This is a genomic window from Paracoccus sediminis, from assembly GCF_900188295.1.
Lineage (GTDB): Bacteria > Pseudomonadota > Alphaproteobacteria > Rhodobacterales > Rhodobacteraceae > Paracoccus > Paracoccus sediminis.
Window position 1 is genome coordinate 31,358 of record NZ_FZNM01000004.1, and the last position, 13,551, is coordinate 44,908.

At 64.8% G+C, this 13,551-nt stretch carries 10 protein-coding genes; 4 read left to right on the forward strand and 6 right to left on the reverse strand.

What is annotated here, in order from left to right; translation table 11 throughout:
- Positions 1 to 47: 47 nt before the first annotated feature.
- Both CHB77_RS07855 and CHB77_RS07860 read left to right on the forward strand, forming a co-directional pair.
- Positions 48 to 1,079, forward strand: coding sequence for a cysteine synthase A (locus tag CHB77_RS07855; protein ID WP_089387658.1), 1,032 nt, complete (start codon positions 48 to 50; stop codon positions 1,077 to 1,079).
- A gap of 3 nt (positions 1,080 to 1,082) precedes the next feature.
- Positions 1,083 to 3,497 (forward strand): DUF3772 domain-containing protein, encoded by a 2,415-nt coding sequence (locus tag CHB77_RS07860; RefSeq protein ID WP_089387659.1) that lies wholly within the window; start codon positions 1,083 to 1,085, stop codon positions 3,495 to 3,497.
- A gap of 3 nt (positions 3,498 to 3,500) precedes the next feature.
- Here CHB77_RS07860 and CHB77_RS07865 read toward each other — a convergent pair whose 3' ends face one another.
- From CHB77_RS07865 to CHB77_RS07875, 3 genes are all read right to left on the reverse strand, one after another.
- Positions 3,501 to 4,568: an AI-2E family transporter gene (locus CHB77_RS07865; RefSeq protein WP_242626586.1), complete on the reverse strand. Its 1,068-nt coding sequence runs from the start codon at positions 4,566 to 4,568 to the stop codon at positions 3,501 to 3,503.
- Positions 4,569 to 4,621: 53 nt separating this feature from the next.
- Complete coding sequence (gene gyrA / locus CHB77_RS07870) at positions 4,622 to 7,306, reverse strand: DNA gyrase subunit A (RefSeq protein ID WP_089387835.1); 2,685 nt, start codon at positions 7,304 to 7,306, stop codon at positions 4,622 to 4,624.
- 150 nt (positions 7,307 to 7,456) lie between these two features.
- Entirely contained in the window at positions 7,457 to 7,942 is a 486-nt protein-coding gene (locus tag CHB77_RS07875; RefSeq protein ID WP_089387660.1) for a disulfide bond formation protein B, read from the reverse strand.
- A 186-nt stretch (positions 7,943 to 8,128) separates the two neighbouring features.
- Between CHB77_RS07875 and ypfJ the strand changes: the two genes are divergently transcribed.
- Together ypfJ and CHB77_RS07890 are read left to right on the forward strand one after the other, a co-directional pair.
- Positions 8,129 to 8,980 (forward strand): KPN_02809 family neutral zinc metallopeptidase, encoded by an 852-nt coding sequence (gene ypfJ, locus CHB77_RS07880; RefSeq protein ID WP_089387661.1) that lies wholly within the window; start codon positions 8,129 to 8,131, stop codon positions 8,978 to 8,980.
- A 387-nt stretch (positions 8,981 to 9,367) separates the two neighbouring features.
- Positions 9,368 to 9,829: a type II toxin-antitoxin system RatA family toxin gene (locus tag CHB77_RS07890; protein WP_089387663.1), complete on the forward strand. Its 462-nt coding sequence runs from the start codon at positions 9,368 to 9,370 to the stop codon at positions 9,827 to 9,829.
- Between the two features lie 88 nt (positions 9,830 to 9,917).
- On the opposite strand, the gene metK is transcribed toward CHB77_RS07890, so the two are convergent.
- The 3 genes from metK to CHB77_RS07905 form a co-directional block, all read right to left on the reverse strand.
- A complete protein-coding gene (gene metK / locus CHB77_RS07895; protein WP_089387664.1) occupies positions 9,918 to 11,093 on the reverse strand; it encodes a methionine adenosyltransferase in 1,176 nt (391 codons plus the stop codon).
- A 3-nt stretch (positions 11,094 to 11,096) separates the two neighbouring features.
- Positions 11,097 to 12,512: an adenosylhomocysteinase gene (gene ahcY / locus CHB77_RS07900; RefSeq protein ID WP_423212888.1), complete on the reverse strand. Its 1,416-nt coding sequence runs from the start codon at positions 12,510 to 12,512 to the stop codon at positions 11,097 to 11,099.
- A 308-nt stretch (positions 12,513 to 12,820) separates the two neighbouring features.
- A complete protein-coding gene (locus CHB77_RS07905; protein ID WP_165456232.1) occupies positions 12,821 to 13,474 on the reverse strand; it encodes a TetR/AcrR family transcriptional regulator in 654 nt (217 codons plus the stop codon).
- Positions 13,475 to 13,551 lie beyond the last annotated feature (77 nt).

A 13,551-nucleotide genomic window follows, 5' to 3' on the forward strand; every position in this document is an offset into this window, starting at 1 on the left:
CTGTGTAGGTAGCGGGGAACTTGATCCAGACCGAAAGGTTGCCCCAGATGCGCATCTGTTCCGACTTGGCCGACATGATCGGCAACACGCCCTTGATCCGCCTGCGCCAGGCCAGCGAGGCGACGGGATGCACCATCCTGGGCAAGGCCGAATTCATGAACCCCGGCCAGTCGGTCAAGGACCGCGCGGCGCTGTATATCATTCGCGACGCGGTGGCGCGCGGCGAACTGCGCCCCGGCGGCACGATCGTCGAAGGCACGGCGGGCAATACCGGCATCGGGCTGGCCCTGGTGGGGGCGTCCATGGGGTTCCGTTCGGTGATCGTGATTCCGGAAACCCAAAGCCAGGAAAAGAAGGACATGCTGCGGTTGGCCGGCGCCCATCTGGTCGAGGTTCCGGCCGCCCCCTACAAGAATCCCAACAACTATGTCCGCTATTCGGGCCGCCTAGCCGAGGCTTTGGCGCGCATGGAACCCAACGGCGCCATCTGGGCCAACCAGTTCGACAACACCGCCAATCGGCGCGCCCATCTGGAAACCACCGGCCCCGAGATCTGGGACCAGACGGGCGGCATGGTGGACGGGTTCGTCTGCGCGGTGGGATCGGGTGGCACCTTGGCGGGGGTCGCGATGGCTCTGCAACCCAAGGGCGTGAAGATCGGGCTGGCGGATCCCGAAGGTGCCGCGCTGCATTCGTTCTATACCACCGGCGAATTCGACAGCCCTGGCAGTTCGATCACCGAAGGCATCGGGCAGGGCCGCATCACCGCGAATCTGGAAGGATTTTCGCCCGATTTCAGCTGGCGCATCCCGGACGATGAAGCATTGCCCGTGGTCTTCGGCTTGCTGGAACACGAAGGGCTGTGCCTGGGGGGGTCGTCCGGCATCAACGTCGCGGGCGCCATCCGCATGGCCCGCGAAATGGGTCCGGGCCATACCATCGTCACGATCCTGTGCGATTATGGCAACCGCTATCAGACCAAGCTGTTCAACCCGGACTTCCTGCGCGCCAAGGGCCTGCCCGTGCCCGGCTGGCTGACCCATGCAGCGCCGGACATTCCCGAAGTCTTTGAAGGCTGATTCATGATCCGCGCGTTCCTGGCTGTCGTTCTGACAGTGCTTTCCCTTGCCCTGTCGCCTGTCCTTGCGCAGGATATGGCGTCGCCTGACTATGGCCGGTGGGAACAGGCCGCCACCCAGGCCGAACAGCTGGCAGGCAGCGGGGAAACCGCCACGGCCCAGCTGGAGGCGATCCGGGCCGACATCGTGGAATGGCGCCGCCAATTCGATGCGGCGCAGGGCGTCAACGGCGACCGCATCGCCACGCTGGAATCGCAGATCGCGGCCCTTGGGCCTGCCCCGGCCGAAGGCGAAACCGAAGCCGAGGATATCGCCGCCCGCCGCGCCGACCTGCAACGGCAATTGTCCGAATCCCTGGCCCCCCGTCTGACCGCCGTCGAGGCGTTCAGCCGCGCGGACGCGATCATCCGCCAGATCGACACGGCCCTGGGCGCGCGGGCGGCCAGCCAGATGGCGCAGCAGTCGCCGTCGCCCCTGCTGCCGGGAAACTGGATACTGGCGCTGTCCGAAACCCGGCAGCTGGTGGACGGCATCCTGTCCAATACCCGACAGCGCATCTCTGAACGCGCCACCTGGCCCGAATTGCGCCCCCGACTGCCCTATGTGCTGGGCTATCTGGCTGCGGCGATCCTGCTGCTGACGCTGGGCCGGCGTTGGGTGGAAAACCTGCCGAGCCGGATTTCCGCGCGCACCAGCGACTATTCCCGCGCCGCCGTGACCTTCGTGGTGTCGCTGTTGCAGATCGCCTTGCCGATGGCGGGCATCTTTCTGCTTGTCAACGCCCTGACCGCGACCGAGATCTTCGGCCCCTGGACACGACCCTTTCTCGAGGCGCTGCCCGGCGCGGGGGTGATCCTGTTCGGGGGCGCCTGGCTGGCGCGGCAACTGTTTCCGCGCCAGTCCATCGCCTATGACACGCTGAACATGCGTCCCGAGGACCGGCAGAATGCCCGCTGGCTGACCGATGCCCTGGCCGCCGTCTTCGCGGTCCACTATGTCGCGTCCCAGGCCTTTCTGCCGCTGTCGGGCCTGGTCGAGGGCAGCAGCCGGTTGCGGCGCATTCCGCTGGATTTCGCCGAAGGCGCGGCCTCGGTTTACAACCTGGTCCTGATCGCGCTTGCCGCGGCCCTGCTGTTCAAGCTGGGCAACATCCTGCGCCGCCTGAAACCCGCCGACCGCGGCAGCACCGCCTATCGCCATCGGGTGCTGGCCTTTGCAGGAATGCTGACCCGGATCGTCAGCATCCTGGCCGTCGCGCTGACGGCGGCCGGTTTCGTCAATCTGGGCAATCTGGCGACATGGCCCTGGTTGCAGACGCTGGGGATGCTGGGCCTGCTGGTGCTGTTGCAGGACTTCATCGCCGATGTGTTCAACCTGCTGAAACGCGGTCAGGAAGGCGCGCGCGAAGGGCTGGCGCCATTGTTGATCGGCTTTGCGCTGATCGTGCTGTCCGTGCCGGTCTTTCTGCTGATCTGGGGCGTTTCGGTCAATGAACTGGCCGAATACTGGGTCAGCTTCCGCCAAGGCGTGACCTTGGGCGGGGTGCGCCTGTCGCCGGGCGCGGTCTTGATGTTCATCGTGGTCTTTGCCATCGGCTATTCGATCACGCGCGGCATTCAGGGGGCGATGCGCACCTCGGTGCTGCCCAAGACCAGGCTGGACGCGGGCGGGCAGAACGCGGTCGTGTCGGGCATCGGCTATGTCGGGATCGTGCTGGCGGCGATGCTGGCGATCTCCTCGGCCGGGATCGACTTGTCGTCCTTTGCCATTGTCGCGGGCGCGCTGTCGGTGGGCATCGGTTTCGGCTTGCAGAACATCGTGTCGAACTTTGTGTCGGGGATCATCCTGCTGATCGAACGTCCGGTCAGCGTCGGCGACTGGATCAGCGCGGGCGGCCAGCAAGGCATCGTCAAGCGCATCTCGGTCCGGTCCACCCAGGTCGAGACATTCGATAAACAGCAGGTGATCGTTCCGAACACCGACCTGATAAGCCAGCCGGTGACGAACTGGACCCGGCAAAGCAAGACGGGGCGCATCATCATTCCGATCGGGGTCAGCTATGGCGCCGATACCCGCAAGGTGGCCCGCATCCTGACGGAGATCATCGAGGACCAGCCCCTTGTCACCATCGATCCCGCGCCTGCGGTGCTGTTCCGGGGCATCACGGTCGATGCGCTGAACTTTGAAATCCGGGCCGTCATCTCGGATGTCGGATCGGGGCTGTCCGTCACGTCGGAAGTCTACCACCAGATCGTCGAACGGTTCATTCGGGAAGGGATCGGGATGCCCTTCACCACCCGCGACATCTGGAAGGACGGCAAGGATCTGCCCCCCGCCGACATCCAGGGCGGCGATCCCGTCCCGCCGCCCCCGGTGCAGAACCCGCAGCGCGAACTGCCGGACGACGGCGACCGATGACGCCTAGCGGCTGGTCGTGTCCGTATCGGCCAGCCCTTCGCGCGACAGCAGGATCGCCACGGGGCGCAGCCAGGGGATATGCCAGCAGACGATCATCACCGCCACCATGATCGGCACGGCCAGGAACGCCCCGGCAATGCCCCAGATCGCGCCCCAGAAGGCCAGCGACAGGATGATGCCGAAGCTGGACAGTTGCAGCGTCTGGCCGGTCAGCATCGGATCCAGGATGTTGCCGACCACGAAATGAACGGCCAGGCACGCTATGCCCACGACGATGGTGACGGTCGGGTCGCCGGTCAGCACAAAGGCCAGGGCCACCGTGATCCCCCAGGCGATGACGGATCCGATGTTGGGGATGAAGTTCAGCACGAACGTCAGCCATGCCACGGCCCCCGCCAGTTCCAGGCGCCCCAGGGCGAAGATCAGCCACACCGCCATGGCCGTCAGGGCGCTGACAAAGGTTTTGACGACCAGATAGCGGTTAACCCGCCGCATGATCGACGCCATGATCTGCCGGATCCGCGCCGCCTGCGCCGGATCTCCGGTCAGCCGTTCCACCTTGACCGGCAGCCAGGTGCGTTCGGCGAACATGAAGCCCACGAACAGGATTATCAGCAGGCTGCCCGACAGCAGCCCCGATGCCTGGCCCACCAGCGATCGCAGCCAGCCGGTGATGTTGAATTCGGTCAGTGCGGCCAGCAGCCGGGTCTGCGCCTCGGGGCCGAACCGTTCGATCAGCGCGGTCAGGGCGATCTGGACGCTTTCGGTATAGGCGATGGCCCGGCCCACGACTTCGTTGATCTGGGACATCACCGTCGTGGACAGCCAGATCAGCCCCAGCGTTATCCCGATCAGCGCCAGCGTGGTGGCCAGCCAGTTCGGCACCCGCAACCGCATGGAAATGGCATTGATCGCGTCCGAGGTCAGCGAAAACAGGATGATGGCGATGGCCAGGCAGATCAGCACGAACCGTGCCTGGAACAGCAGGAACAGGATCAACGCGAAGGCGATGACGCCCAGGAACCCGGTCTGGAGCCTTTGGCGCAGCACGTCGTCGCTGGATGGGGTCAAGCTATCCCTCGTGTGGAAAAAGGCCCGGACCGAGAGGGTCCGGGCCTGGATGGTCAGCTTTCGGCCGCATCGTCGGGTTCGCCGCCTTCGGCGATCCGCGCGACCGAGACGACTTCTTCCCCGCTCGCGGTGTTGAAGACCCGCACGCCCCCCGCGCTGCGCGACCGGAAGCTGATGCCGTCCACGGGTACGCGGATCGACTGGCCGGTAGAGGTCGCCAGCATGATCTGGTCGTCCATCTCGACCGGGAAGCTGGCCACGAGATCGCCGCCGCGCATCGCCCGGTCCATCGCCATCACGCCCTGGCCGCCGCGTCCGCGGACCGGATAATCATGACTGGAACTGATCTTGCCCGCGCCCTTGGTGGTGATGGTCAGGATCAGATCCTCGGCCGCCGACATTTCGGCATAGCGATCCTGGGTGACGCTGCCTTCGGCCACGGCTTCCTCGTCCTCGTCGGCCTCGGCCCCGTCATCCAGGGCGCCGGCCACCGCGCGGCGCATCTTCAGATAGGCGGCGCGTTCGGCCGGATCGGCCTCGAAATGGCGAATGACGGCCATGCTGACCACGCTATCGCCATCGGCCAGACGGATGCCCCGGACGCCGGTCGAATCGCGGCCCTTGAAGACGCGCACGGCGGTCGTGGGGAACCGGATCGCGCGGCCCTGCGCCGTGACCAGCATCACGTCGTCGTCCACCGTCGCCATGCGCACGCCGATCAGGCTGACGCCATCGGGCAGCTTCATGGCGATCTTGCCGTTGGTCCGCACGCTGGTAAAGTCGGACAAGGCGTTGCGCCGCACATCCCCGTCCGATGTCGCGAAGACCGCCTGATAGTTCTCCCATTCCGCCTCGGGCGCATCGACGGGCATCAGGGCGGCGATGGACACGCCCGGCTCGATCGGCAGGATGTTGACGATGGCCTTGCCCTTGGCCGTGCGCCCGCCCAGCGGCAGGCGCCAGGTCTTCAGGCGGTAAACCATGCCGTCGGTGGTAAAGAACAGCAGTTCGGTGTGGGTGTTGGCGACGAACAGCGTGGTGACGACATCGTCTTCCTTGGTGGCCATCCCCGACAGGCCCTTGCCGCCGCGCCGCTGGCTGCGGAATTCGGCCAGGGCCGTACGCTTGATGTATCCGCCCGAGGTGATGGTGACGACCATGTCCTCGCGCTCGATCAGATCCTCGTCCTCCATGTCGCCGGACCATTCGGTGATCTCGGTCCGGCGGGGGACGGCGAACAGGTCGCGCACTTCGCGCAGTTCGTCACTGATGATGGCCATGATGCGTTCGCGCGACCCCAGGATCGCCAGGTAATCGCGGATCGCGTCGGCCAGCTGCTGCAATTCGCTGGTGACTTCCTGCACCCCCAACTGGGTCAGGCGTTGCAGCCGCAGATCCAGGATGGCGCGGGCCTGGGTTTCCGACAGGTTGTAGGTGCCGTCGTCGTTCACCGGATGCATCGGGTCGTCGATCAGGCGCAGGTATTCAAGAATATCATGCGCGGGCCAGCGGCGTTCCATCAGGCGCTCGCGCGCCTCGGCGGCGTCGGCGGACGATCGGATCGTCGCCACGACCTCATCGACATTGCTGACGGCCACGGCCAGACCGCACAGGACATGGCTGCGCTCGCGGGCGCGGCGCAGTTCGTATGCGGTGCGCCGGGCGACGACATCTTCGCGGAAGCTGATGAAATAGGTCAGAAAGTCGCGCAGCGTCAATTGCTCGGGCCGGCCGCCGTTCAGCGCCAGCATGTTGCAGCCGAAACTGGTTTGCAGCGACGTGAAGCGGAACAACTGGTTCAGCACCACGTCGGGCGTCGCGTCGCGTTTCAGTTCCACCACCACGCGCACGCCCTGGCGGTCGGATTCGTCCTGGACGGAGGCGATGCCTTCCACCCGCTTTTCCTTGGCCAGTTCGGCGATGCGTTCGATCAGGCTGGCCTTGTTGACCTGATAGGGGATTTCGTCAACGACGATGGCGAAACGGTCCTTGCGCGGTTCCTCGATATGGGTCTTGGCGCGGATCAGGACGCTGCCGCGCCCTTCCAGATAGGCCTTCCGCGCGCCGGATCGGCCCAGGATCAGCGCCCCGGTCGGAAAGTCGGGACCGGGGATGATTTCCAGCAGCCGTTCGGTCGGCAGGTCCGGGTTGTCGATCAGTTCCAGCGTGGCGTCGATCACCTCGCCCAGGTTGTGGGGGGGGATGTTGGTGGCCATGCCGACGGCGATGCCGCCCGCGCCGTTGACCAGCATGTTGGGAAAGCGCGCGGGCAGGACGGTCGGTTCGCGGTCCTTGCCGTCATAATTGTCCTGGAAATCGACCGTGTCCTTGTCGATATCCATCAGCAGGAAATTGGCCGGCTTGTCCATGCGCACCTCGGTATATCGCATGGCGGCGGGGGGATCGCCGTCCATCGACCCAAAGTTGCCCTGGCCGTCCAGAAGCGGCAGAGACATGGAAAAATCCTGCGCCATGCGGACCAGGGCGTCATAAATCGCCGCATCGCCGTGGGGGTGATACTTGCCCATCACGTCGCCCACCGGGCGCGCCGACTTGCGATAGGCCTTGTCCGGCGTGTTGCCGGATTCGTCCATCGCGTAGAGGATGCGGCGATGCACCGGCTTCAGCCCGTCGCGCAGATCCGGGATTGCCCGGCTGACGATCACCGACATGGCATAGTCCAGATAGGACGTCCGCATCTCGGCGCTGATGTCGATGACGGGGCCGTCGTGGTGCATCACCTGACGGGCATGGGCGCCGTTCTCATCGCCCGCCTCGGGGGTTTCGGGCAGGTCGTCGTCAGGGGTGTCGGCCACGGAATTTCCTCAACATCTTGTCGAGTTTTATATAGGCGACATGGTCCCAGGGGGCAATGTTCGACTGGCCCCTCAGGCGGCCCCTGACCCCCGCGACGGGCGTTTTGCAGCGATTCCCCAGACGACTGCCAGTCCCGCCGACAGCACCGCGTTCCAGGCCGCCATCGACAGGCCCAGAAAGCGCCAGGCGACCTCGTCGCAGCGGACCACGGGGGCGGATTGCAGCCGCTCCATCAAATCGGCGGGGGCCATGCTGGCCAGGTTTCCGACCGTGCCCGAACATTGCGTCGGCCCGGCCCACAGCGACAGTTCGACCCCGGTGTGATAGATCGCAAGGCCCATCGCGATCCCCGCCGCCATCATGCCCAGCACCGCCAGGACACGCACCCGGCCGGTCAGCCAGATCAGCGCGGCCACGACAACCGCCGCGACATGGGGCCAGCGTTGCAGAATGCACAATTCGCACGGGGCATAGCCCGCCGCCTGAAAACCCAACGCGGCGATCAGCAGCGCCGCCGATCCGGTCCCGGCCAGCAGGGAAAGTTGTCGTCCGTTCATGATGCCCCCAGATGTTCGTCCGGCCCGTGGATCGTCCCGCCCGTCATCCGCGTCAAGCGCCTTGCGATCTGGTCGCGCCCCTGTGATCGTCGCGTCTGAGCGTTCGGCCGGGGAACCGGCGGGATGTGCCGGTGTTTCGGTCATGACGGCCCATGGCGCAGCCGGGGCGAAGGAGGATCACAGGTCATGCAATGGCGGGGACGGCGCGGCAGCAGCAACATCGAGGATCGGCGCGGCATGGGCGCGGCCGGGGCAGGGGGCGTGGGCGTGGTCGGGATGCTGGCGATCCTTGCCGTGGGCTATTTCTTCGGGATCGACATAACGCCGATCGTCCAGGGTCTTGACCAGGGCCAGGGCCAGGTTCAGCAAGGCCGTCCCCTGACCGAGGATGACCGGCAATGGGGCGAATTCGTCTCGGTCGTGGTGGCCGATACCGAAGAAGTCTGGGGACCGACCCTGCCGCAACAGGCCGGAATGAATTATGCCGAACCCACGCTGGTCCTGTTCACCGGCGCGGTGCAATCGGCCTGCGGCGGCGCTTCGGCCGCCATGGGTCCGTTCTATTGCCCCGGCGACCGGAAGATTTATCTGGATACCGACTTTTTCGACATGATGGCGAGCCGCATGGGGGCGGGCGGCGACTTTGCTTATGCCTATGTGATCGCGCACGAGGTCGGGCATCATGTCCAGAACCTGACCGGAACGCTGGGCAAGGTGAACAGTCTGCGCGGCCAGGTCAGCGAAAGCGATTCCAACCGGATTTCCGTCCTGACCGAACTTCAGGCCGATTGCTATGCCGGCATCTGGGCGCGCCAAGCGCAAGATCGTTTTGGCACGTTAGAGGAGGGGGACTTGCAGGAAGCCATGGGTGCGGCCCAGGCCGTGGGCGACGACGTAATCCAATCCAACGCGGGCCGGACACCTGTTCCAGACAGTTTTACGCATGGAACCGCCGCGCAACGTCAGGAATGGTTGATGCGCGGCTTTGATTCGGGCGACATGGCCCGGTGTGACACGTTCGCCGAGGCAGGGTTATAGGCCCTGGGCAGGAGGAATGATATGCTGACGACGATTTTTTCGATCCTGATGATCGGTCTTGGCACGGCGGCGCTGACCCGGCCACCGCAGCCGGTTCCGGCGCGCAGTCGCCGTTGATCGTCTATCGCGATGCGCGGGGCGCGCGGTCTTCATTCAGGCGCGCCCAGTCGGGCCAAAGCTCCAGTCTCTCAAGGCCCGCGATGACAAAGCCCACCGCGATGATGGCCACGATCATCTTGACTGTTCTGGCACGTGGCGGATTTCGCGCCCATTTCGATGCCCGAAGCAGCCAGATCAGATTGTTCACGGCAACCGGCTCCTGCTAGGGAATGAGGCGATCGGGCCGAATGCCGGATCGCATGACACGTCTGACGCCGAGAGAGCCCATTGCCCCATCATCAGGATTCCCGCACCCTTCCCTACAGCGCCCGGCAGATGTTCGATCTTGTGGCGGATGTCGAGAGCTATCCACAGTTCCTGCCCTGGAACAGCGCCGCACGGATCCGCTCGCGCGAGGAACGGCCCGACGGGGCCGAGGAGATCGCCGCCGACCTCGTCATCAGCTTCAAGGTGTTCCGCGAACGGTTCGGCAGCAGGGTCGTGCTGTGGCCGCAGGCCCAGCCCCTGCGGATCGACACCGAATACCTGGATGGCCCGTTCAAGCACATGCGCAGCGGCTGGACCTTTGCCGACCGTCCCCAGGGCGGATGCCACGTCGAATTCTTCGTGGATTTCGAATTCAAGAACCTGATCCTGCAAAAGCTGATTGGCGTGGTGTTCCACGAGGCCATGCTGCGGATCGTGCGGGCGTTCGAAGCGCGGGCCAAGGTGCTGTATGGGGCTGGATAGACGAAAACCGGTCGTCCGGCGGGACGCCGATTTCCAAATTCGTGGCATGGCGATTGGGCCATCGGTTTCGATGGCCCCGCGTCCGCTGTCAGCTCAGCGCGGCCTTCAAGGCTTCGGCCCGGTCGGTCTTTTCCCAGCTGAACGCCGTCCCCCGGTTCAACTGATAGGGCTGCCGTCCGAAATGGCCATAGCTGGCGGTCGGGCGATAGATCGGATGCAGCAGGTCCAGGTCGCGGATGATCGCGAAGGGGCGCAGGTCGAACACCTCTCGGACGGCGGCCACGATCTTGTCGTGGGGCACGGTTTCTGTCCCGAAGGTGTTGAGCGAGATCGACGTGGGCTGCGCCTCACCGATGGCATAGCTTACCTGGATCTCGCAACGGCTGGACAGGCCCGCCGCCACGATGTTCTTGGCGACCCAGCGGCCCGCATAGGCCGCCGAACGATCCACCTTGGAGGGATCCTTGCCGGAAAAGGCGCCCCCGCCGTGCCGGGCCATGCCGCCATAGCTGTCCACGATGATCTTGCGCCCGGTCAGGCCGCAATCGCCGACAGGGCCGCCGATGACGAACTTGCCGGTCGGATTGATGAAATATTTGGTCGCGTCCGACAACCATTCGGCGGGCAGGACCGGCTTGATGATCTCCTCGATCACCGCCTCGCGCAGGTCGGACAGGCTGATTTCCGGGTTGTGCTGCGTGGACAGGACCACCGCATCGATGCCTTCGGGCCGCCCGTCCGCGCCATAGCGCAGCGTCACCTGCGATTTCGCATCCGGGCGCAGCCATTTCAGCGTGCCGTCGCGGCGGATCGCGGCCTGCCGTTCGACCAGCCGATGCGCATAGGTGATCGGCGCGGGCATCAGAACGTCGGTTTCGTCCGACGCATAGCCAAACATCAGGCCCTGGTCGCCCGCGCCCTGGTCTTCCAGGGTTTCGCGGTCAACGCCCTGGTTGATCTCGGGCGATTGCTTGCCGATGATGTTGATGACCGAACAGGTCGCGCCGTCAAAGCCCACATTGGACGACGTGTAGCCGATGTCGTTGATGACGCCGCGCACGATGCTTTCCAGATCGACCCATGCGCTTGTCGTGATCTCGCCCGAGATGATGGCGACGCCGGTTTTCACCATCGTCTCGCACGCCACGCGGGCGCGCGGATCCTCGGCCAGGATGGCGTCGAGGATGGCATCGGAAATCTGGTCGGCGATCTTGTCGGGATGGCCCTCGGACACGGATTCCGAGGTGAACAGCGAATATTCCATGGATCAATACCGATAATGATCTGATTTGAAGGGGCCTTGGGGCGCCACGCCGATATAGTCGGCCTGTTCGGGCGACAATTGGGTCAGCTTGGCCCCCACCTTGTCCAGATGCAGCCGCGCGACTTTCTCATCAAGCGCCTTGGGCAGGATATAGACGCCGGGCGCATAGTCGCCGCCTTTGGTCCACAATTCGATCTGGGCCAGCACCTGATTGGTGAAGCTGGCCGACATCACAAAGGACGGATGGCCCGTGGCATTGCCCAGGTTCAGCAGGCGTCCCTGGGACAGCAGGATGATTCGATTGCCCGATGGCATCTCGATCAGGTCCACCTGGTCCTTGACGTTCGTCCATTTGTGGTTCTTGAGCGCCGCAACCTGGATTTCGTTGTCGAAATGGCCGATGTTCCCGACGATGGCCATGTCCTTCATCGCACGCATATGCTCGATGCGGATGATGTCGCGGTTGCCGGTGGTGGTGATGAAGATGTCGGCGCTGTCGGCCACATCTTCCAGCAATACGACCTCGAACCCGTCCATGGCGGCTTGCAGGGCGCAGATCGGATCGACCTCGGTGACTTTCACGCGCGCGCCGGCGCCGCGCAGCGACGCGGCCGATCCCTTGCCCACGTCGCCGTATCCGCAGACGACGGCGACCTTGCCCGCCATCATCGTGTCGGTGGCGCGGCGGATGCCGTCGACCAGCGATTCCTTGCAGCCATACTTGTTGTCAAACTTGGATTTCGTCACGCTGTCGTTGACGTTGATCGCGGGAAAGGGCAGGAGGCCGCGCTTGTGCAGGTCATACAGGCGGTGGACGCCGGTGGTGGTTTCCTCGGACACGCCCTTGATCGCGTCCCGCTGACGGGCGAACCAGCCCGGCGTCCCGGCGATCCTCTTGCGGATCTGGGCGAACAGGGCTTCCTCCTCCTCGCTGGTGGGCACGTCGATCAGGCCGGTCTCGCCCGCCTCGACCCGCGCGCCCAGCAGGACATACATGGTGGCGTCGCCGCCGTCGTCCAGGATCATGTTGGCCGTGCCGTCGGCAAAGCCGAAGATCCGGTCCGTATAAGCCCAGTATTCCTCCAGCGACTCGCCCTTGATGGCAAAGACCGGAACGCCCGCGGCGGCGATGGCGGCGGCGGCGTGGTCCTGGGTCGAATAGATGTTGCACGACGCCCAGCGAACCTCGGCCCCCAGGGCCACAAGGGTTTCGATCAGCACGGCGGTCTGCACCGTCATGTGCAGGCTGCCCGCGATCCGCGCGCCCGTCAGCGGCTTTTGCGCGCCGTATTCCGCGCGCAAGGCCATCAGGCCGGGCATTTCCGTTTCGGCGATGTCCAGTTCCTTGCGGCCGAAATCGGCCAGCGCGATGTCGCGGATGATATGATCGGTCACGGCGGTTCGTCTTTCGTCGGTCATGATGCGAACCCGATAGCCCATGCGTGTTTGGATCGAAAGCGAAAAGTCCGGTGGAAACCGGCTGTCGCAACGGGGCCATGCGGCTGCGGCGGAACCCCAGATCCGCCGCAGCCCGGAAGGCGACAGTGCGCTGTCGGCCTTCCGTCCTGCATGACAAGCCGTCGCTGCCGGATGGGTGCCGGCCCTTCCGTCAAACGACAGGTTGTCAGAACGATCTGAAAATTCGATTAATTCGGCACAGGGAAAAAATCCGGCCCGTCACGGTTTCTGAACGATGACCGTGCAGGCGGCAACCGTGAACGGCGTCCTTATCGATCCCCGCAATGTATCGGACGCTTTGCGGCGGCCCGCGCGATGCGCTTGACGAAATCCGTCATCGCGATCTCGGCCGCCTCCAGGGGCGGGCGGGACGGCAGCAATTCCTCCATCCGGCCATCCACGACCATTCGCGCCAGGCCATAGGCAAAGGTCCGCGACGACAGCACGATCATCGGAACATCCTCGTTTTCGCGCAGGCGGCCCGCATCGCGGGCGCGTTCCAGCATCCGCGTCATCAGATCGACCATGGAGTCCAGATAGCGCCGCAGCTGGGGTACTTGCATCGCGTTCAGCGACGGGTGAGAGGTAATCAGGTGGAACTGGACCCGATGGTCCGCCGCCCAGTGGACATAAGCGTTGCCAAGCGCCAGGAACTGGGCGACCGCGTCGTCGGGATTGATCTTGACGATGGCCTTGGTGCAGGAATCCATCAGACGCACCAAGGCCTGTTCGGCCACGGCGATCAACAGGCTCTTGTCGTCGGGAAAGATGCGGGCAAGGTCGGCCACCGGCACGCCGATGCGTTGCGCGACGGTTTCCAGATCCGGTTCGCGCCGGCCCAGATCGACGATCATCTCGATCGTCGCCACAACGGCCTGACCGTGAATTCCTAGCCCCCTCATCACATCGTCATGCTTGCTCATGTCGAAATCCATGCCTGCCGGGTTCATGGTCGGACAAGCGAGGCGACGGAGCGCCAACCGCTTCCACCATGGACCGA

Coding starts and splice junctions, on each gene's coding strand:
- CHB77_RS07855 (WP_089387658.1), top strand. CDS start 48: ATGCGCATCTGTTCCGACTTGGCCGACATGATCGGCAACACGCCCTTG.
- CHB77_RS07860 (WP_089387659.1), top strand. CDS start 1,083: ATGATCCGCGCGTTCCTGGCTGTCGTTCTGACAGTGCTTTCCCTTGCC.
- gyrA (WP_089387835.1), bottom strand. CDS start 7,306: ATGCACCACGACGGCCCCGTCATCGACATCAGCGCCGAGATGCGGACG.
- CHB77_RS07875 (WP_089387660.1), bottom strand. CDS start 7,942: ATGAACGGACGACAACTTTCCCTGCTGGCCGGGACCGGATCGGCGGCG.
- ypfJ (WP_089387661.1), top strand. CDS start 8,129: ATGCAATGGCGGGGACGGCGCGGCAGCAGCAACATCGAGGATCGGCGC.
- metK (WP_089387664.1), bottom strand. CDS start 11,093: ATGGAATATTCGCTGTTCACCTCGGAATCCGTGTCCGAGGGCCATCCC.
- ahcY (WP_423212888.1), bottom strand. CDS start 12,512: ATGACCGACGAAAGACGAACCGCCGTGACCGATCATATCATCCGCGAC.
- CHB77_RS07905 (WP_165456232.1), bottom strand. CDS start 13,474: ATGAGCAAGCATGACGATGTGATGAGGGGGCTAGGAATTCACGGTCAG.